Here is a 19,413-nt window from a genome sequence, read left to right as displayed (position 1 = left end):
TTAGAAACGGGGCAAGCGAATGACAGGTCACAGCCATCTCTTCCCGAACAACCCCGCCTCGACCCTTTGTGTATAATCCGCCTGCCGCGGAGACTTTGCCGGTGCTGTTTGCGGACGAGCACATCCTGGTACTCGACAAGCCCTCGGGATTGTTGACCGTGCCGGGGAGGCCTGCCGAACACGCGGATTGCCTGGAAAGCCGGGCGCGTGAGGCGTTTCCGGAGGCGCGTATTGTCCACCGGCTCGACATGGATACATCAGGCGTCATTGTCCTGGCTCTAACGGCGCATGCCCACAGGCATATCGGCCTGCAATTCGAGAAACGCCAGACCCGCAAGGAATACCAGGCCCTGGTCTGGGGCGAGGTAAACGATGATGTTGGCCGTATCGATCAACCTATCATCACTGACTGGCCGAACCGTCCACGCCAGATGGTTGACCATGAACGGGGCCGCTCAGCGGTTACGGACTGGCTGGTGCTGGCGCGAGAAGGGGGAATGACCCGGGTCAGCCTCAAGCCCCTTACCGGGCGCTCCCACCAATTGCGAGTGCATATGGACTATCTCGGGCACCCGATCCTGGGCGATAATCTTTATGCGCACGACCAGGCGTTCCAGGCGCGCGGGCGGCTGTGCCTGCATGCGAAGGAATTGGGCTTTCGCCATCCCGATGGTGGTGAAGAGATGTGTTTTTCCAGCTCGGTACCGTTCTAGCCGTCGGTCAGCTCGCCAGGGCCGCCTGCAGAGCTGAAAGTTCTGCCGGGATGTCCCGGACCGTCGTCGGTCGTTCCAGCACATTGGCAAGCGTTTGCGGTGGTGAGATTTTTTGACCGATCAGCGGCTCGACGGTTTCACGGAATTTGTAGGGATGGGCGGTGGCGCCGACAAGCCAGGGGCGCTCTGCACGAACACGGTCGCTGATGCGGGTGTGCGCGACCAATGCCGTGGCGGTATGTGGGCAAGCGACATATCCGTGGAGTGTGTGTTCTTCCCGGATTGCCATCTCGATTTCATTGTCCGTGACACGGACCACCTCAACCGGGGCGTCCGGTTCGAAAGCAGCGAGGCGCTCAAAATTGCTCGGCGCGCCAACATCCATGGCGTTGGCGAGGGTCGCGACTGAGGCGCGGGCCTTGTACTGGCCATCGGTAAACCAGTCATAGAGGGTGCGGTTGGCGTTCGTTGCGAGGACGATGGGGCCGATGGGCTCGCCCAGCGCACGTGCAAGGATGGCAGCAAAGGCATTTCCCAGATTGCCGGTCGGGATGACAAGACCCGGTTTCTCACCCGTATCTGCCAGCATCTGCCTTGCAGACATCGCCCAATAGCTCATCTGGGGCAGTAGTCGTCCGATGGAAATGGAATTTGCCGACGTCAGACCGAATGTGCGCGACAGGTCCTGATCCAGAAACGCACGTTTGACCAACGCCTGACAAGCGTCGAAATCTGCATCGACGCGCAGCGCGCGTACAGGTTTGTCCCAGCAACATAACTGGTGTTCCTGGAAGGGCGAGATACGGCCCTTGGGAAAAAGGATAACTGCGCCGGCATGGGCATTTCCTTGCGCCGCGCATCCAACAGCGCCGCCGGTATCGCCAGAAGTCGCTGCCAATACGGTAATTGGATCACTAGCATCCGCGATGCGATCAAAGGACCGGAACAGAAACCGCGCGCCGAAATCCTTGAAGGCCCCGGTCGGACCATGGAAGAGCTCGAGTATATGAGGCCCGCTTTCACCCGGCTGTACGATCGGTACCGGGAAGTTGAAAGCGTCATCACAGATCTGTTCGATCTGTCCTTCCAAGGCGCTTCCCGTGAAAAAGCTCGGAAGGAGTTCACATGCGACTTCAGCGACTGAGCCGACGGCTCTCCCCGATCGGATCTGGGGCAAGCCTTCGGGCAGGTACAGGCCACCATCCGGGGCGGCACCGGCGCGCAGGGCCTTGTCGGCGGGAACGGAGGGGCTCTCGCCGCGCGTTGAATGAAAGAGCATGTCTCAGGCTCGCAGGGCTACGGGTTCCGACTCGATGACCAGGCCCCGGGATTTGAGCGGTGCGTTGTAACAATCCGCCTTGCAGCCTGTCTGTTCGAAAGCCTCCGCCATGCTGGCGCGCACGGCTGCCAGCTTGTTGCTTTCGCACCAAGCGAAAACAGAGGGGCCTGAACCAGAGAACGAGCAGCCGAGCGCGCCAGCATGCATGGCGGCAATCTTCACCTCCGCCAGCTCCGGCAGGAGTGGCAGGCGTTGCGGTTCGATCAGAATGTCCTTGAGACCGGCCCGGATGAGATCGAGGTCACCAATGGCACAACCGGCCACGAAGCTCGCGAGATTGCGGCTGTGCTCGACAGCGATTTGCCGATCAGTCACTGGAGCCAGCAGGTCGCGGGCGTCCTGGGTGTTGATCTTGCGTTCCGGATGAAAAAGCACACAGCTGAGGCCGTCCGGCAGGGGTAGGGCGCGGATCAGCGGTGGTTCCAGCCTGGCCGCCAGGACCAGCCCGCCATGAACGGCGGCCATGACATTGTCCCAGGGCGGCGGGTCTGCCGACACGCGTTCGCCTTGCATGGCGTGCACCAGGATCTCGTCCGGCGAGAAGGGGGAGCCGAGCAGCGCATTGACAGCACCTGCAGCCGCGACCGCCGATGCCGCGGACCCGCCCATACCGGCGCTAAGAGGGACACCCTTGTGTACATCGAGCCGAAGACCGATCGGAGCGCCTGCCGCATCCAGTACAGCTTTCGCAGCGGCGAGCGCGCAGTTTTGCGAGACCTCGCCTGGCAGGGCGTCAACCAGTCCGGTGACCTGGCCAAGCTCGATCAACCCAGGTTCATCCAAGCGATATGCTTCCACGCTGTCCCGGACCGCGTCGAAGGCGAGGCCGAGGACATCGAAACCGACACCGACATTGCCAATGCTGGCGGGCGCGCTGGCTCGCGCGCTGTTGGAGAGCTGGCTCATATCATCGATTCTTGCGGCATTCGCTGCGCTTGAGAAGCGGTTTTCTGGCGTGTTCGGGCAGATTTCCGTGTGCAGGCCTGATTGCGCTGAACATCCATCAGGTCGGCAAACATAGCTTCGGCCGTGGGCCAGCGGCCTGCGCCCTTGCCCTTGATATAGGTTGCGCCCTGGGCGCGGTGGATGAGGAAACCATTGGCTTCGTTGCGCAAGGATGCAAACGGGTGAGAGCGTGGCAAGGCGCGCAATTCCACCCGGGCCTCGACGCGGCCTGAATTGTCCGCCGCGCAACGGCCGACCTGTTTGAACACCAGGTCGGCCTCGCGCGCCGCTTCAATGCGCTCGGGGGAAAGGGCAGAAAGACTTTCTCGCGCGATATCGCGCAGATCGGGCATTACGCCAAAGGCGTGGTGGCAGATGATGGCCAGCTTGTCTGCAGCGTCATCTCCATCCAGATCCGTGCTGGGGTCCGCTTCGGCAAACCCAAGTCGCTGGGCTTCAGCAACGGCGTCGGCAAACAGCTCACCGCGGTCGAGAGCGTCGAGGATGAAGTTGCACGTACCATTCATGACGCCCTCAACGGCGAGCACATCGCTCGTCGGGCCGAGTTCGTCGAGATGTTCCAGGATGGGTGTGCCGCCGCCAACCGCAGCGGAATAGCGCAGCTCCAGCCCGTTCTCGAGCGCCAGGCCGGAAAGCAGTTCGAGGTCGAGCGCGATAACGGCCTTGTTGGCCGTAACCAGATGACGGCCTTCGCGCAGGGCGGACTGGCTCAGCGAACGGGCGACACCCGTACCGCCGAGAGCCTCGACGACAATGTCGACATCATCGCGCAAGGCCTCGGCAGGGTCCTGGGTGAACTTCAGGCGAGCATCGGCGATGGGGGAATGTTTCGCCGGGTCGCGCACCAGGACGGGGGAGAGTTGAAATCTGTTGGGATGTGCCAGCAAGTGCTGGCACAGGCCCGCGCCAACAGCGCCATGTCCGAGCACGGCGACACGGAGCGGGCGCTCGCTGCGGGCGGCGGCTGGCTTTTCTGCGGAGGCGGCGATGCGCGTCGCATAGGCCTTGCCAAGCGAGGCGACCTCGACGACGACATCCAGGGCCTTGGCTCGGCTGATCGCCTTGTCCTGGACCAGGCCATGACTGACTTTGCGGGCAGCCTCATAGTCCAGTGAGTCAAAACGATGTGCTTCAGGGTTTTTGGCCGGATCGTCGGAATAGACGCCATCAACATCCTTGATCAGGCGCGCGCGTTCGGCCCCAAGCCAGTGCGCGAACATGACCGCCGTCAGATCCGTGCCGCCGCGGCCCAGCGTGATCGGGCCATCCTCATCCTCACCGAAGAAACCGGGCGCTACGATCACATCGGCCTGGTCAAACCGGGCCAGGACTTTATCGCGATTGAGGCCGGAGAGATTGGCATCCAGCGGATCACCGGAAGCGACCAGATCCATTTCATGCGGATCAAGCACAGCTACAGGGACGCCGGAGCGTTCCAGCGCCAACCCCATCAGCGCCGCGGATTTCAGTTCCCCGCAACGGACCAGACGGGCCAGCACGCGATCGCTGGAGCCCTGGCCCACCTGGTCACCCATGGCAAACAGGGCATCGGTTTCGCCGTCGAGCGCCGAGACCACGGCAACAACTTTCTCCCCAGTGCGCGTGTGACGATAGATCTCGTGAGCGACACGGGCGTAATCGTCTGCATTGCGCAGGACCGAGCTGCCGAACTTCAGGACGCTGAAGCGGTGGGCCTGGCTGGAAGGTTGATACTGGGTCACGGTTTTGATCCTCGGGGTTTGTTGGGTCTGATCGCTGGGGTGGGGAGTTCGGGTAAGAAAAAACCCGCTCGCCGGGGTCGGGGAGCGGGTTTGGTGTGTTCTGGAATTTTTATTCCGTCAGTCCACGCCGTCCGCTCCCCCTGTCCAGGAGGTCATGGTCATTGTGGTAAAGGAATAAATGCCGAACGGCGTCACAGCGCCGACGGAGCGGTGCTGGAGCGTGATCGCGAGGATGTCGTTCGACAGGTGCATTTCTCTCATCCGTTTGGTGGGCGAATGCTGCGCCCGCGAAACTTCCCATATAGAAATGCCCAAAAATCGGGAAGCGTCAAACGAAAATTCCACGTCTTGCTTCATTTTCAATGATCGAGGGAAAAATAAACCTCCAGGTCGCCTTCAGGTAAAGCGCTGCAGATTTCCTGGAAGTGCGTCCTGTGACAAGGTAAGGGCGTAATTCCGGTTGGGGTGTTACCGCTTAAGGGCAGAAGGTCGCGCAGGGTCTTTCAAGCCATTTGTGTGCCGGTTGGAAAAATCACGCCCGGCGTGCAGCGCCGCTTCAATTTCAATTGAGAAAGAAAAAAGCCCCGCCTTGCGACGGGGCTTTGAGAACCTGAACCGGAAGGCATTCTACTCGGCGAATTCCTCAACCCGACGCTCTTCCGTTTGCAGCTTTGGGGCCGCGGCCCGGACATAGGGCTGAACATGGTCTTCGAACTTCTTGAAGTTCTCGATGAACATGCCGGCAAGCTTGGCCGCTTGTGCGTCATAGGCAGCCTTGTCGGACCAGGTGGACCGCGGATCCAGGATGGAGGCATCGACACCATCTACGGCGACGGGGACCATGAAGCCGAAATTCTGGTCTTCGCGATAATTGGCACCTTTCAGGGAACCGTCCAGCGCTGCATTGAGCAGGGCGCGAGTGGCTTTGATCGGCATGCGGTTGCCCGTGCCATAAGCGCCGCCCGTCCAGCCGGTATTGACCAGCCAGCAATCGACATTGTGTTCGGCGATCAGTTCGCGCAGCAGGGCGCCATACTCGGCCGGGTGACGCGGCATGAAGGGCGCACCGAAACAGGCGGAGAAGGTAGCAGTCGGCTCGGTCACACCTTTTTCGGTGCCGGCAACCTTGGCGGTGTAGCCCGACAGGAAGTGATACATGGCCTGGGCCGGCGTCAGCTTGGCGATCGGCGGCATGATGCCAAACGCATCACAGGTCAGCATGACCAGGTTCTTCGGCTGGCCACAGGTACCGGTTTCGCTGGCGTTCGGGATGGCACTGATCGGATAGGCGCCGCGGCTGTTTTCGGCCAGTGTTGCATCATCCAGGTCGAGGACACGGGTTTGCGGATCCATGACCACGTTTTCCAGGACCGTGCCCCACATCTTGGTGGTGGCGAAGATCTCCGGCTCTGCCTCTTCGGACAGGCGGATCATCTTGGCGTAACAACCGCCCTCGAAGTTGAACAGGCCGTTCTCGGACCAGCCGTGCTCGTCATCGCCAACCAGCGTGCGGCTGGCGTCAGCGGAGAGGGTCGTCTTGCCTGTGCCGGAAAGGCCGAAGAAGATCGCTGCGTCATCGTCCTCGCCGACATTGACGGAACAATGCATCGGCATGATGCCCTTTGTCGGCAGCAGATAGTTGAGGATGGTGAAAACGGACTTCTTGGTTTCGCCCGCATAGGACGTACCGCCGATCAGGACCAGCTTGCGATCGAAATCAACGCCGATCACGGTTTCCGAACTGCACCCATGACGCTCTGGGTCGGCCTTGAAGCTAGGCAGGTTGACGATGGTGAACTGGGCGTCGAAGCCTTCATATTCGTCGACTGCCGGTATGCGCAGCAGATGGCGGATGAAGAGCGAGTGCCAGCTCAGCTCGTTGACTACACGCACCGGAAGGCGATGGTCCTTGTCAGCGCCGCCGAACAATTGCTGGACGAACAGTTCCTTGCCTTCCATGTGGGCACGGAAATCATTCCACAGCGTCGCGAAATGCTCCGGCGTGATGGACGCATTATTGTCCCACCACACCTGGTTTTCGGTTGTTTCGTCACGGACAGTGAACTTGTCCTTGGCGGAGCGGCCGGTGTGAACGCCGGTCTTGACGACCAGGGCGCCACCTTCGGCGATTTCACCTTCACCACGACGAACAATCTCTTCGTAAAGACGTGCTTCATTCCAGTTCAGGTGAACTGTGCCGGCCTTGATGCCGAGCGACTCCAGGCCGCCGTCACGAACTTCCGAATTGGACATGGAAATACCCCCGATTGGTGGTGCGTTACTACGGGCACCGCCTTGTTGGTTCAAGATCGTCGCTCGCTGACCTTCTGTCGCGGACGATCCGGTTGCGGTTTCCCCATCACCCGTCGGGGATAACCGATGTCATAGCGTGCCGGTATCAGATCGAGATGGTGCGGAAAAGCCCAAAATTCACGATTTGGTAAAACGCCAGGCTGAGGCGAAGTTCATGTTATCGCAAACATTTTGGTCGCCGTGACCGTATTGCCTTTTGTTTGCAGAAAGATCCGGGATTTACCCTGTTGGAAGCGCGGCGGTGATAAATTTTCGTTTCCGTGTCCTACGCAGGAGATCGCGACTTTGTTAGCTGAATTTGACGACGAGGATTGCTAACCGGTTCGCGCTCGGAGAAGAGGTTTCATGAGAGTTTCCATCATTGCTGCGCTGGTGACGGCGGCGGTATCCGGCGCTGCCTCCGCGCAGGGCGCCCACCCGCAGGTCTCGCCGGACGGTGAGCGTGTCGCCTATTTCAGCTTCGACATGTCCGCGCGCTCGGCTTCGATCCATGTGTATTCCTTCGCCAGCGGCGAGACCGAGACGCTGGACACCGGAACGCTGTGGTCAGTCAATCCTACCTGGCACCCGAGTGAGAACCGGATTGCCTTTGGTGGTGCCGTCGGCGGGATGAGCGATGCCTGGAATGTCTACGAGATGAACCTGGACACCGGAGAGGTCACCCAGCTGACTGATACGGCGCAACGTGAAGCGCACACGCATTACTCACCAGACGGAACTCGCTTGGCGTTTGTGCGCATGGGGCCTACTGCAGACGTATTCATCCTGGATCTCGCCAGTCGCGAGGTGACTGCCGTGACCTCGACGGAGGGACGGGAATTTCACGTCAAATGGGCTGACAATGACACTCTTGTCTATGATCTGAGCGAGGGTGAGCGGTCCTGGATCGTCGCGCACGATATTGGCGGTGCGATCCACCGCATCGAAGGGGCTGTTGAAGACGGGCGTGTCGGCTTGCCCGCGGTGCAGCAGGGTACAGGCGCACTCGCGTTCGCCATACGAGGCCCGGCCGGCAGCGAACTTGTCGTTCTGCGCGGAGATGCTCGAACCGTAGCCTATGCGGCTGAGACGCGCTGGAATGTCGGTGGGAGTTACTGGCGTCCGGGACGCGAGGAAATCGTGTTCACGATAGCCAGTGAAGACCGCGTCAGCCGCCTGATGGTCGTAAATCCGGAGACGGGCGAAGCCCGCCCCCTGATCGCCGAAGACTAGTTATCTGGTAGCGGAATATGTTCGCTTTCTCCCCGCGGCAGGTGGAAACGCCCGTCGCTGGGAAAGCCGTTTTCGCTCGCTTGGGTCCAGTCCGCCTTGGCTTGCTCCAGGCGCTCGGCACTTGAGGCGACAAAATTCCAGTAGATCTTGCGGTCGCCCATCGGTGCGCCGCCGCACATCATGATGCGGGCACCGCTTGATGTTGAAACACGCGGCTGCAGATTTTCCGGTAGAACAAACATGCTGCCGGGCTCCAGCATCTGGTCATCAACGCTCAGGTCGCCCTCTACCAGATAAATCGCGCGTTCCTCGTGGTCCACGTCCATGGTGAATGCCGAGCCCGCGGCCATCTCGCTATGCAGATAGAAAATGGGCGAGAAGACGGTGACCGGAGCCTTGGCGCCCCAGGCTGTTCCCAGGATCAGGTCGAACCGTACATTTTCCCTTTCGATGACCGGAATCGTCTCTGCCGGGTGATGGTGAAAGGCTGGAGCAACATCCTCATCCGCTTCCGGCAGGGCGACCCAGGTCTGGATGCCGTACATGCGATGCCCGTCCTCGCGCTCGGGGGACGGCGTGCGTTCGGAGTGCACGACGCCGTGACCCGCCGTCATCCAGTTAACGGCGCCGGGCCTGATCACAAGATCCTCGCCGAGGCTGTCCCTGTGCTGCAGGGCCCCCTCGAAGAGATAGGTCACTGTTGCCAGGCCGATATGTGGATGCGGGCGCACATCAATGCCCTGACCGGGCGCGAACTCTGCCGGTCCCATCTGGTCGAAGAAGATGAACGGCCCCACCATTCGTTTCTTGGCGTAGGGCAGGACCCTGCGCACGCTGAACCCGCCCAGATCGCGTTCACGCCCGGCGATTTCCATAAATTGATGCATGCGACAGCTCCACTTTCAACGGGTTGCGGCGAGGTCGACTTGCCTCGCGCGCGTGGTCAGGCTTAGTTGCCCGCCATATGTGAGTGGAGGAACACATGAAGGCAATACTTGCAGCCGGATCAATCGCCTTGGTCACGGCGGGCGCCTTTGCCCAGGAGCGTTACGAACTGCCGGCTGAGCAGGCCGAGACGGCGCGTATGCTGATCGACCAGGCGTTGGAATCAGATCTGGCTTGGGACATCGTCGAATCGCTGACCACGGAAGTCGGACCGCGCCTGGGTGGTTCCGAGGCCGAGGCACGGGCGCGTGAATGGGGCGCAGCGCTGGGTGAAGAACTGAGCTTCGACCGGGTTTCCATTGAGGAATTCGACATGCCGTTTTGGACGCGTGGCGACATGGAAATCACCATGAATGCGCCGTATGAACAGGCACTCTACGGGACAGCGCTGGGCGGCTCCGGCCGTTCTCCGCGCCTGCGACCGATTTCCAGCGATATCGTCTATTTCCGCTCGGTCGATGATCTCATGGCGGCTGAGGATGGTTCCCTGGAAGGTCGCATCGCCTTTGTTGACGGTGAGCCGATTGTTCGCTCCCAGACCGGTGCGGGATATGGCCCGGCCAATGTGCGCCGTCGTGTGGGCTGGCAGCATGCCGAGCGCGCGGGCGCCGAGGCGCTGGTGGTGCGTTCTGTGGGGTCCGACATCCGTCGTTTTCCTCACACCGGCATGATGTCCTCCGACAGCGATGGCGAGTGGGCGGAAATCCCGGTCATCGCTGTTTCCAACCCGGATGCCGATCATATCCGACGCCTGCACGAGCTGGGTGAGGGTATCAATTTCACCATTCGCTCCACTGCCGGCTGGCGCGGGGAAGTGGTCAGCGGCAATGTCGTGCTCGACATCATCGGTCGTGAAAACCCGGAGGAGATAGTCCTGATCGGTGGTCACCTGGACAGCTGGGACTTGGGAACGGGTGCCGTTGATGATGGCGCTGGCATCGCCATCACGGTCGCTGCTGCAGAACTGATCGCGCGTCTGCCGGAACGTCCGCGTCGCACGATCCGCGTGGTCATGTTCGGTGCCGAGGAAGTCGGCCTCCTGGGCGCACGCGCTTATGCTGCACAGCATGCCGCGGAGGTCCCGAACCATGTTCTGGCGACTGAATCCGATTTTGGTGCCGGTCCGATCTGGCAGTTTGTTTCCAACGTCAACGAGGATGCCAATCCGGTGATCGACGCCATTGGTCGTGAGCTGATGCCGCTGGGGATTATCCGCGGAGGCAGCAATGTCCCGGGTGGTGGTCCTGACATCATTCCGCTGGCGTTTGCCGGTGTGCCAACCATCCGTCTCAATCAGGACGGCACGGATTATTTCGATCTACACCACACGCCTGACGATACGCTGGACAAGATCGATCCGGAGAGCCTCGCCCAGAATGTGGCCGCCTATGCCGCCACGATCTACCTGGCCGCAGAGCTGGACGTGAATTTCCGGCCAGACCCGGAAGCGGCTAGCGAATAACTGCTGGACACAGAAATGACAAAGGTCCCGCTAGCGGGGCCTTTTTTATGCGTAATCGTATTCGCCACCACGTTCGAGCGCGGCCTGGTAGGCCGGTCTTGCATGGATGCGGTCGACGAAGGATACAATATTGGCGTAGCTGGAAAACCCGGGCGCGCGAGCAGCGGAAGCTTCGAGCGGGAAGCTCATCTGTATATCGGCAGCACTGAATCCCTCGCCACAGAACCATGTGTTTTTGCCGAGATGGTTGTTGATGTACTCCAGCAGGGAGCTGATCTCGGGACCGGAGAAGTTGGCTTCCATCTGTTTGGAGATGGATTTGACGATCGGCTTGACGAAAAACGGCACCTTGGCCTCGGTCAATCGGTCACCAATCAGTTTCACGAGCAGCGGTGGCATCAGAGAGCTTTCCGAGAAGTGCAGCCAATAGACATAGTCCCGGTAATGCACATCGTGGGTCGCAGGCTTCAGCTGGTTCCCATAGGTGTCCACCAGATATTCTATGATCGCGGCAGATTCAGCGTAGGTCTGCCCGTTGTCCGTGATCAGAGGCGACTTGCCGAGCGGATGGGCCTCACGCAATTCCTGTGGAGCACGCATCGTTTCTGCATCACGCTGGTAACGCACGATCTCATAGTCGACGCCGATCTCTTCCAGCAGCCAGAGAATGCGCTGGGATCGTGAATTGTTGAGGTGGTGAACGGTAATCATGGCACGCTAGCTCCTGTCGGCGGTCAAGAGATAGCGCGTCTTTCCCAGAGCTCAAGGCTGGTTATTCGCCAACATCATCCGTGACACTTCCCGGAGGATTCCAGCCGTCCAGGCGCATGCCGCTGTCCAGCCCGTCACCTTGCAGGCGCAGTCGCAATTGCTCTGCCACTTCCTTGCGGCCACCAGCGATGTCGGCCAGCGTGAAGTTGGAAAGCCGCGCAACCTGGCCGACGAACAGATGTCCATGGTCGGCCAACCGATAGGCGAAATCGACCAGGTGAGGAGATCTCGAGCAGAAGCTGAGAATGTCCTCGTTGACGGTGGGATTATTGCGACTCTGGTTCCAGATCCAGTCTGCATCCCGGTAGGTGTGGAAATCGACCATTTTCTATCCCTAGTGCCATTCATCTCCCAAGGCACAACATATTGTGGATCGATTTGAGTCGGCGATGAATAAGAATTGACCGCTCGCACCGCCCTCCGCTGTGGATAAGGGCGTAAAGCGCCTTGATCTCAGCGGCCAAGCATCCGCGAGGGCCGGGTAGTGTCTGATCGTTAAGGGATAGCCCACGCCCGGCTATGAACACCGGGCGCAGTAGGGTGGCGTCTAAATGCCTGACCAGCGCACGCGAGTGCCCAGCTGGTCGAACACTTCATTCCAGTAACTGCGCAGCGGACCACGCTGTTCGGCTTCCCAGCGGTCGCGCGGGATAAGGCGGATTTCGATTTCTACACCGCGCAGGCTGTCGCCATAGGTCTCACGGATGGCGTTCGCGACATCCCGGGCTGGTGGTACGCGGTCGCGCAGGTCACCGCGGCTGCGGCCATAGACCGTGAAGATCTCCGAATTCTGAAGCATGTCCGAGACAAGGACGATGCGACGGCCCGGTACGGTGCGGTCAAATTGCGGGTCCTGGCTCAGGCGGGCGATCGCCTCGATGATCGGGCTGTTTGGTGCATTCTTGGGGCTGATCAAGTCAGCCAGGGCACGGTCCAGCGGGCCTGAGAAGAGATATTCATAACGCGCCTGGACACGGTCCGGATTGCGATAGAGCGGATTGACCTGCTCTCCGGCGCCCGGATTGCACAGCGAGAAACGGTTGGTGTTGCGCAACTGCCCGCTTTCATTGAGCTCGTAGAGAGAGAGGCGTTCGCCGACCTCGAGCGAGTCGCGTTCGGACAGGATGACTCCTTCGATCGAGCCAGCCTGCTGCGGTGAATAAAGGTCCGTCTTGTCGATGATGACGACGCGATGGGGCGGTGTGACACCAACCATGCAAAGCGTATCACTGTCATACTCGGCTGGCTTCAGGATGAAGGCTGCGTAGCTGATCCCGCCAAGGATCGCGGCAACAATGATCAGGTTGAAGAACCCTACGATATCGCGTCCCGACATTTATCCCCCCGTCGCTCCGCTGGATGCCCCCGGCCCGGTGAGCCGGAGGCTTGTTCGTGGACTTTAGCGGCGAACGCCCGGTCCGGCGAGATCTGCGTTGACGTCACGCAGAACTTCATTGGCCTCGACCAGCAATTCCAGCTCGGCCTCGGACATTTTCTTGGCGTCCTTGAAGCCCGCTTCCGTGCATTTCTGCAAGTCACGTGCGGCACTTTCCAGGCGCTTGGTGACACCGCCATACCCAAGGATAGGGTCAGAGAAAGTGCGGCCCTTGTAGGCTGCAATGGCGGCAAAGGTCGTACCCAGGATGAAGAGCAGCAAAGCTTCCAGCGTCTGAAAACCGAACGGGTTCATCCGGGCTTCCGTAACAGGTGCCAGGACCTCTCCGGTTGTTTCAGCTCCGCCAAGCGCCAACGTTGCGGCGTTGAACTCCAGCAAGTCCCTGAAGTGGGCTGCGGTCAGGTTCAGCGCGATCAGAGCGATGGAGGTCGCGACGATCAGAACCGCACCCATTGCCATATGCATCGGGCGATGAGGGTTGGTCATCAGGCGCGAGCCGAGGAAGCCGATCAGGAAGAAGGCTGCGATGACATTGGTGAAGGACACGGTGATCGCCTGCAGCCAGCCACCCAGCAGGCCCAGATCAGAGCCCTTGGAGAAGAAATAGGCATTGGCCAGTCCCTCGAAGAGGACCAGGGAGGCCAGAACCGAGAAGTGCAGGATGTGCGACTTCGGATAAACGGCTGCACGCTCGATCGGCTTTCGACGGCCGCGCGGCTGGGCTTGTCCCTCGGCGACTTCCTGCGGCGGCTCGATTGCGCCGTCCCAGGTTTGTCGGAAGTGCAGCAGATCGGCATGGCGTGCCTGTGCCAGCGACTTGGCATTGTCCAGCCGAGTCATTTCGACCGGCGAATGCATCTGCCGATATTTTTCTAGCTCGTAATTACCGTGCCCGGCGTCTGGCGACGACGGTCTTGGCGGGAATTGGATTGGAGCTTCAGCGGTCATGGCCTCCCCCGTTTTCAGCTCACCGGAATGGTTCGAGTAATAGGGTTAAGAGCCAAATGTGGCGCACAATGGGGCAGTTTTCGGCGATTTGGCGATCTTTCGATAAAATGGCCATCAGGACTTGCCGATAACGCTTCGAAGCATCAGATATATAACAGAATTCACATGGGGAGAGTGATGATGAAAAAAGGTGGATCCAGACGCGATTTTCTCAAGACAGGCGCCGCGGGCATGGTCCTCGCGGGCGGGGGATCGGCCGCATTGGGGCAAGAAAATGGCGCCTCATCCGCGAATCCGGAGACCGAATCTCCCCTAACAGAAGAAACCATTCGCTCGGCCGAGGCGATTTTCGATGTGCGCTACACGGACGCTGAACGCCAGATGATGGTGGATGGCATGGAGGAGTGGATTGACCGCATGAGCCGGTTCCGCCGCATCTCCAAGCCCAACGAGCTCGCGCCGGCCTGTTCCTTTGATCCGCGCCTGCTCAATGTCGACTACCCCGAGCAGGACAATCAACTTGTTCGTTCCGGGCAGGATGCAGGTCAGTTGCCGTCCGGTGACACTGACATCGCCTTTGCTCCGGTCTGGCGCTTGTCACAGTGGATTGAACGGCGCCAACTCAGCTCCCGCCGCCTGACCGATATCTATCTGGAGCGCATCAGTCGCCATAATGGTGTGTTACAGTGTTTTGTCACGGTGACGCCGGAAATAGCGCGTGCCCAGGCGGATGATGCCGACAGGGAAATCGCCGCCGGACAGTATCGAGGCGCGCTGCACGGCATCCCCTATGGCATGAAGGACATCATCGATATTGCCGATATCGCTTCGACCTGGGGTGCGACACCGTATCGGGACCGGGTCGCCAGCGAGACCGCCTTCATCGCAGATCGCCTGCGCGAAGCGGGTGCTGTATTGCTGGGCAAGACCACGAACGGCGCGATTGCCTATGGTGATATCTGGTTTGACGGTGTGACCAAGAATCCCTGGAACCCGGAAGAGGGCTCTTCCGGTTCGAGCGCCGGGTCTGCCTCGTCGACAGCGGCCGGCCTGGTCGCTTTCTCGATCGGCACCGAGACGCTCGGTTCCATTGTTTCACCGTCCAATCGCTGCGGCACGACCGGCTTGCGTCCGACATTCGGACGTGTTTCCCGCCACGGCGCCATGGCCCTGTGCTGGTCACTCGACAAGATCGGTCCGATCACACGTTCGGTGGAGGATGCCGGCCTGGTGCTCGAAGTCCTGAACGGTTTCGATCGCCAGGACCCCGGAGCCATCGAGATGGGTTTTTCTGCGGACTTCACCCGTGATGTGCGCGGTATGCGCGTGGGCTTTGACCCTGCCTGGTTCGAGCTGGGGTCGGATGCGGATCGCGCCACGCTGGAGGCCGCACGATCTGCCGGTGTAGACTTGGTCGAAATCACCTTGCCCGACCTGCCATACGACGCGCTTTTTGCTGTGGTTGAGGCGGAATCCGCGGCGGCCTTCGAGGAACTCACCCTGACCGATCAGGATGACGACCTGCGCTGGCAGGCACCGTTCGCCTGGCCCAATACCTGGCGCCAGGCGCGTTTCATTTCAGCCATAGATCTGATCAATGTGGACCGTTTCCGGCGACAGGTTATGCGGGAGATGCATACATTGTTCGAAGGGTTGGATGCGATGATCGGTCCGAATTTCGCCGGTGCGATGCTGACGATCACCAACTATACAGGGCACCCCCAGCTCGCGATAAAATCCGGCTTCAACGAGATCGCCAGCCGTGCTGCCTTCGATGTCGAGCCGGCCAATCCGGACACGCTGTATCGTGTGCCCCAGACGACCTCGCTCTGGGCGCCATTGTTCCAGGAGGGGAACATTCTGGCGCTGGGGCGTGAAATCGAGAACCGGTTGGGTGTTGCCGATATGCGGCCGCCGCTGTTCAGCTAGGAAAAGCCATGATCCTGTATGATTACCATCAGGCGCCGAGTCCGCGCCGCGTCCGCATGCTGTTGGCCGAAAAGGGGATCGAGGTCGAGACCCGACAGATCGATCTCGGCGCCCGTGAGCAGTTGGGTGAGGAATTCCGCAAGATCAATCCGCGCTGCACGGTGCCAGCCCTGGCACTCGATGATGGCACGGTGTTGTGCGACAGCATGGCGATCACGCGCTATTTCGAGGAAATGCGGGCGGAGCCGCCCATGCTGGGCCGTGATCCGGTTGAAAAGGCCCTGGTCGCCGAATGGATCGCTCGGTGCGAGCAGGAGGGTTTCTTCGCGGTCGCGGAAGCCCTTCGCAACAAGGCACGTTCCTTCGCGGATGCTGCGCTGACTGGCCCCAAAGCCTATGCCCAGGTGCCGGAGCTGGCCGAGCGCGGTCGAGCCCGGGCGCAGGATTTCCTGGCTATTATGGACGAGCGGCTTGCCGAGAGTGCATTCCTCGCAGGTGATAACTTCACCGCTGCGGATATCACAGGCTTCATTTTCGTGGAGTTTGCTGCCTGGGTGAAAGTCATGCCGAACGAGGCGCAAACGCACCTCCTGGCCTGGTACCAGGCGGTCAAGGCTCGACCCAGCGCGTCGGCCTAGCGCGGATAGATCCTGTCGCCCTCGAGGCGCACCTCGAACAGGTCCGGTCGGGAATAATGCCCGGCCGGGTCACAGGCGGATTTTGCCTTGCGCACTTCTTCCAGATCCGCTTCGGCCATCAGGATGGTCTCACCATCTGCCGGTCCTGCGATGATTTCGCCGCGTGGATCGATGATCGCGCTCTGGCCGGTGTGTTCGAAGGCGCTGAGTTCGCGGAAACGTTCCGGCACATGTTTGGTCAGGCGCAGACCGGCCGGAGCGATCACATAGGCGCCGGCCTGGCTTGCAAAAGCGCGTGACAGCAGGATCTGTCGTGACCAGACCGGATCACTGGGCGCCGTTTCCGGTTCGCGTCCGGGCCAGCCGGCCACGTGGATCTGGGTGCCCTGGCAGATCAGGGAAAAGCCGGGCAGGACGATATTGTGCTCCCAGCAATTGAGACCGGATAGTCGACCATAGGGGCGCTCATGGACCTTGAGGCCCTTGGCATCACCATCCGCCCAGACCGAGCGTTCGTGATGGGTCGGTTTGATCTTACGGTGGCGCCCCAGCAATTCTCCGTCCTTCGAGATGAAGACCAGGCTTGCGTAGATGCTGCTCTTCGTTGCCGGGTCGAGTTCGGCGATACCGATGACGACATCTGTTCCAGCCAGTTTGGCCGCCTTCCGGATGCGCGCCATTTCCGGCCCGTCAAGGAGCACGGCGTTTTCCAGATAGAGCGCTGCAGCTTCCCACCAGAGTTCGCTCAGTGGCGCTTCGATGAAGAACGGATAGCCCGGCAGCCAGGTCTCGCCGAAAGCTGTTACATCGGCTCCCTGCTTGCCGGCCCTGGCGATCCACTCACAGGCCTTCTCGGTCGATGCGGCCTTGTCGAAGAATACTGGGGCAGCCTGAACAGCGGCCAGCTTGATCTCGCTCATTGTGAGGCGTCCTCGCGGGCAGGGTCATGGGTTTCGAACCAGCGCAGAATTTCCGCGACCTTGGTCAGCAGGCGGCTGGGCCGGGAATTGGAAATGCCGTGGAAACTGTCCGGAATGGTGACGAAGGCCGTTGGAACGTCCTGAACGCGTAGTGCCGTGTAGTACTGTTCGGCTTCCGAGCCAGGTGTGCGGAGGTCGGCTCCTCCTACCATCACCAGCGTCGGCGTCTCGACATTCCCCACGAGCGATAACGGCGAACGACGCCAGTATTCCTCCGGGTCCTCCCAGGGCGGGTTTTCGAACCAGTAGCGCAGGAAGAAGGGCGGAAGGTCCGAGTGCAGCACGAAGCTCGACCAGTTGATAACCGGCTTGACCACCGCTGCTGCAGCGAAGCGATTTGTCGTGCCAATGGCCCAGGCCGTCAGTGTTCCGCCGCCAGAGCCGCCCGTGATGAAAAGGCGTTCAGGATCGATAAAGCCTCGGTCGAGCATGTAGTCGATAGCGCCCATCAGGTCGTCATGATCATTGCCGGGATAGGCGTGGTGGATTTCATTCGCGAACTGGTCACCATACCCCGAGGAGCCGCGCGGATTGGTGTAGATCACGACATAGCCAGCCGCCGCCATCAGTTGAAATTCAGCCGAAAAGACAGGCCCATAACCAGAGAACGGCCCGCCATGGATCTCCAGGATTAGTGGATATTGCTGGGTCGGATCAAACTCGGGCGGGTAAAGGACCCAGCCCTCGATTTCGAGCCCGTCATGCGGTGAGTTGAAATGGATTTCTTCCGCATCGGAGATGTGGATTCCGGCGAGGGCGTCCGAGTTAACATCGGTAAGCTGCACGAAGCCCTGATCTGCCGTGCCCACAAAAAGCTCGGCCGGGCGGGTCGCGGTGATTCCGGTGATGGCCAGGGTCCCATCAGAGGCAACGCTGTAACTGCCACCTGTATAGGGGCGACCGAACACGGGATCTCCCAGCCCGCCTACCAGGGGTTCGAGACGACCATCCAGGTGGATGCGGGCGACCACGGTATCGCCGCTGTCCTCGTACTGAACGTAGATGGCCTGACTGTCCGAGGACCAGGTCGGATTGGCGAGGGAGCGATCCAGATCGGCACTCAGTACGCTGTGTTCGCCGGACTGGGTGTCTAGCAGCGAGAGGCGCGTATTGTGATACCCCATGCGCTGATCATCATAGCCCAGATAGGCGATGTATCGCCCATCGGGTGACACGGCGGGTGCAGTGTCCGGGCCAAGCCTGTTTGTCAGTTGCATCCAGCCGTCTTCGGCCAGGTCGATGCGGTAGAGTTCGGTATTGGGCGGGTCTGTTTCTCGCTCCCGGCGGTCCGCGGAAACTATGAGTGACCGGCTGTCCGGTTCCCAGGCCAGGGCGTCAATACCAGCAGTAGCGGTTTGGGTGAGGGGGGTAATCCGGCCGGAGCTTGCGTCCATGATGAAAATTTGCCGATCGCCATAGGGCAGGGTGCCAAATCCATCGAGACGGAAAACCAGTCGGTCTTCAACCTGTGCCCGTGCTGCCCAGCGCTCTTCGTCTGCTTCTACACCGAGACTGGCAGGCTGTGGTGCTGCGCCACCGACAAAGCCGACAAAAGCGAGCATGGAACCATCGGGCGACCAGGCCAGATCATTGAGACCACCGTCCAGGCGGGTCAGTGTCGCTCGACGACCGGAGGTCGGATAATATCGGATCAGGCTGGCGCCGTTTTCGTTCTGGAGGACATAGACAAAACTCTCACCATCCGGCGCCCAGAGCGGCGCTGAGGAAGTTTCATCACCGGGTGTCAGAGAACGTTGTTGCGAGCCGTCAGCCCGGCTGAGCCAGACATTGGACATGCCCTGATCGGCACCACGGTCATTTGAACGCCGCACATAGGCGATCCATTCGCCGTCGGGCGAGATCTGGGGTGCTGCTATGGCTTCGAGCTCGAACACGTCTTCAGGCAGAAACGGGCGGGAGACATCGGCAGTCTGGAGCGCTCCGGCGGCGAGGATCGCCGCCCAGATGGAAATCGACACAGCATACTCCCTGGGTATCTAACTGAAAATCGGCAGGCTGAAGGTCCTGCGGTAGTGAACCGCAAATCGCATTGAATTCCAAAATAAAAAGGCCGGGGCGA

17 protein-coding genes are annotated in these 19,413 nt (G+C 60.4%); 5 read left to right on the top strand and 12 right to left on the bottom strand.

From position 1 onward, the window contains the following. Positions 1–68: 68 nt before the first annotated feature. A complete protein-coding gene (locus JJ889_RS14970; RefSeq protein ID WP_291896479.1) occupies positions 69–713 on the top strand; it encodes an RluA family pseudouridine synthase in 645 nt (214 codons plus the stop codon). A gap of 7 nt (positions 714–720) precedes the next feature. Here the strand turns inward: JJ889_RS14970 and thrC are convergent, their stop codons facing one another. The 5 genes from thrC to JJ889_RS14945 form a co-directional block, all read right to left on the bottom strand. After that, the gene (gene thrC / locus JJ889_RS14965; protein ID WP_291896477.1) at positions 721–1,992 is read right to left on the bottom strand and encodes a threonine synthase; all 1,272 of its coding nucleotides are present in this window, start codon (positions 1,990–1,992) and stop codon (positions 721–723) included. Between the two features lie 3 nt (positions 1,993–1,995). Beyond that, positions 1,996–2,958, bottom strand: a complete 963-nt coding sequence (locus tag JJ889_RS14960) for a homoserine kinase (protein ID WP_291896475.1) — start codon at positions 2,956–2,958, stop codon at positions 1,996–1,998. Then, the gene (locus JJ889_RS14955) at positions 2,955–4,739 is read right to left on the bottom strand and encodes a homoserine dehydrogenase (RefSeq protein ID WP_291896473.1); all 1,785 of its coding nucleotides are present in this window, start codon (positions 4,737–4,739) and stop codon (positions 2,955–2,957) included. The genes JJ889_RS14960 and JJ889_RS14955 overlap by 4 nt, the downstream gene beginning before the upstream one ends. 117 nt (positions 4,740–4,856) lie before the next feature. Beyond that, positions 4,857–5,084: a hypothetical protein gene (locus JJ889_RS14950; RefSeq protein WP_291896472.1), complete on the bottom strand. Its 228-nt coding sequence runs from the start codon at positions 5,082–5,084 to the stop codon at positions 4,857–4,859. Positions 5,085–5,366: 282 nt separating this feature from the next. Continuing rightward, positions 5,367–6,992, bottom strand: coding sequence for a phosphoenolpyruvate carboxykinase (locus JJ889_RS14945; protein WP_291896469.1), 1,626 nt, complete (start codon positions 6,990–6,992; stop codon positions 5,367–5,369). A gap of 405 nt (positions 6,993–7,397) precedes the next feature. Between JJ889_RS14945 and JJ889_RS14940 the strand changes: the two genes are divergently transcribed. Then, positions 7,398–8,264, top strand: a complete 867-nt coding sequence (locus JJ889_RS14940; protein ID WP_291896467.1) for a hypothetical protein — start codon at positions 7,398–7,400, stop codon at positions 8,262–8,264. Here JJ889_RS14940 and JJ889_RS14935 read toward each other — a convergent pair. Then, positions 8,261–9,151: a pirin family protein gene (locus JJ889_RS14935; RefSeq protein ID WP_291896466.1), complete on the bottom strand. Its 891-nt coding sequence runs from the start codon at positions 9,149–9,151 to the stop codon at positions 8,261–8,263. The genes JJ889_RS14940 and JJ889_RS14935 overlap by 4 nt on opposite strands. Before the next feature lie 95 nt (positions 9,152–9,246). Between JJ889_RS14935 and JJ889_RS14930 the strand changes: the two genes are divergently transcribed. Continuing rightward, the gene (locus JJ889_RS14930; RefSeq protein ID WP_291896464.1) at positions 9,247–10,671 is read left to right on the top strand and encodes a M20/M25/M40 family metallo-hydrolase; all 1,425 of its coding nucleotides are present in this window, start codon (positions 9,247–9,249) and stop codon (positions 10,669–10,671) included. Positions 10,672–10,716: 45 nt separating this feature from the next. Here the strand turns inward: JJ889_RS14930 and JJ889_RS14925 are convergent, their stop codons facing one another. The 4 genes from JJ889_RS14925 to JJ889_RS14910 all read right to left on the bottom strand — a co-directional run bounded on the left by JJ889_RS14925 (position 10,717) and on the right by JJ889_RS14910 (position 13,696). Continuing rightward, a complete protein-coding gene (locus JJ889_RS14925) occupies positions 10,717–11,382 on the bottom strand; it encodes a glutathione S-transferase (RefSeq protein WP_291896461.1) in 666 nt (221 codons plus the stop codon). Between the two features lie 61 nt (positions 11,383–11,443). Continuing rightward, positions 11,444–11,767 (bottom strand): hypothetical protein, encoded by a 324-nt coding sequence (locus tag JJ889_RS14920; RefSeq protein WP_291896459.1) that lies wholly within the window; start codon positions 11,765–11,767, stop codon positions 11,444–11,446. Positions 11,768–11,989: 222 nt separating this feature from the next. Next, positions 11,990–12,778: a hypothetical protein gene (locus JJ889_RS14915; RefSeq protein WP_291896457.1), complete on the bottom strand. Its 789-nt coding sequence runs from the start codon at positions 12,776–12,778 to the stop codon at positions 11,990–11,992. Between the two features lie 63 nt (positions 12,779–12,841). After that, a complete protein-coding gene (locus JJ889_RS14910; RefSeq protein ID WP_291896455.1) occupies positions 12,842–13,696 on the bottom strand; it encodes a hypothetical protein in 855 nt (284 codons plus the stop codon). A 270-nt stretch (positions 13,697–13,966) separates the two neighbouring features. On the opposite strand from JJ889_RS14910, the gene JJ889_RS14905 reads away from it, so the two are divergent. After that, a complete protein-coding gene (locus JJ889_RS14905) occupies positions 13,967–15,715 on the top strand; it encodes an amidase (protein ID WP_291896454.1) in 1,749 nt (582 codons plus the stop codon). 8 nt (positions 15,716–15,723) lie between these two features. Continuing rightward, positions 15,724–16,353: a glutathione S-transferase family protein gene (locus tag JJ889_RS14900; RefSeq protein ID WP_291896452.1), complete on the top strand. Its 630-nt coding sequence runs from the start codon at positions 15,724–15,726 to the stop codon at positions 16,351–16,353. Here JJ889_RS14900 and JJ889_RS14895 read toward each other — a convergent pair. Further along, positions 16,350–17,273, bottom strand: coding sequence for a carbon-nitrogen hydrolase family protein (locus JJ889_RS14895; RefSeq protein WP_291896450.1), 924 nt, complete (start codon positions 17,271–17,273; stop codon positions 16,350–16,352). The genes JJ889_RS14900 and JJ889_RS14895 overlap by 4 nt on opposite strands. After that, positions 17,270–19,312, bottom strand: coding sequence for a S9 family peptidase (locus JJ889_RS14890; protein WP_291896448.1), 2,043 nt, complete (start codon positions 19,310–19,312; stop codon positions 17,270–17,272). Before JJ889_RS14890 ends, JJ889_RS14895 begins: the two co-directional genes overlap by 4 nt. Positions 19,313–19,413: the final 101 nt, after the last annotated feature.

Source organism: Maricaulis sp. (assembly GCF_017643475.1).
GTDB lineage: Bacteria > Pseudomonadota > Alphaproteobacteria > Caulobacterales > Maricaulaceae > Maricaulis.
Note: the sequence above shows the minus strand (reverse complement) of the source record. Positions and strands in the feature narration are given on the sequence as shown.

Excerpts from the sequence above, each read along its gene's own strand:
- thrC (WP_291896477.1), bottom strand. The coding sequence starts at position 1,992 with ATGCTCTTTCATTCAACGCGCGGCGAGAGCCCCTCCGTTCCCGCCGAC.
- JJ889_RS14960 (WP_291896475.1), bottom strand. The coding sequence starts at position 2,958 with ATGAGCCAGCTCTCCAACAGCGCGCGAGCCAGCGCGCCCGCCAGCATT.
- JJ889_RS14945 (WP_291896469.1), bottom strand. The coding sequence starts at position 6,992 with ATGTCCAATTCGGAAGTTCGTGACGGCGGCCTGGAGTCGCTCGGCATC.
- JJ889_RS14940 (WP_291896467.1), top strand. The coding sequence starts at position 7,398 with ATGAGAGTTTCCATCATTGCTGCGCTGGTGACGGCGGCGGTATCCGGC.
- JJ889_RS14935 (WP_291896466.1), bottom strand. The coding sequence starts at position 9,151 with ATGCATCAATTTATGGAAATCGCCGGGCGTGAACGCGATCTGGGCGGG.
- JJ889_RS14930 (WP_291896464.1), top strand. The coding sequence starts at position 9,247 with ATGAAGGCAATACTTGCAGCCGGATCAATCGCCTTGGTCACGGCGGGC.
- JJ889_RS14925 (WP_291896461.1), bottom strand. The coding sequence starts at position 11,382 with ATGATTACCGTTCACCACCTCAACAATTCACGATCCCAGCGCATTCTC.
- JJ889_RS14920 (WP_291896459.1), bottom strand. The coding sequence starts at position 11,767 with ATGGTCGATTTCCACACCTACCGGGATGCAGACTGGATCTGGAACCAG.
- JJ889_RS14915 (WP_291896457.1), bottom strand. The coding sequence starts at position 12,778 with ATGTCGGGACGCGATATCGTAGGGTTCTTCAACCTGATCATTGTTGCC.
- JJ889_RS14910 (WP_291896455.1), bottom strand. The coding sequence starts at position 13,696 with ATGCATTCGCCGGTCGAAATGACTCGGCTGGACAATGCCAAGTCGCTG.
- JJ889_RS14905 (WP_291896454.1), top strand. The coding sequence starts at position 13,967 with ATGAAAAAAGGTGGATCCAGACGCGATTTTCTCAAGACAGGCGCCGCG.
- JJ889_RS14900 (WP_291896452.1), top strand. The coding sequence starts at position 15,724 with ATGATCCTGTATGATTACCATCAGGCGCCGAGTCCGCGCCGCGTCCGC.
- JJ889_RS14895 (WP_291896450.1), bottom strand. The coding sequence starts at position 17,273 with ATGAGCGAGATCAAGCTGGCCGCTGTTCAGGCTGCCCCAGTATTCTTC.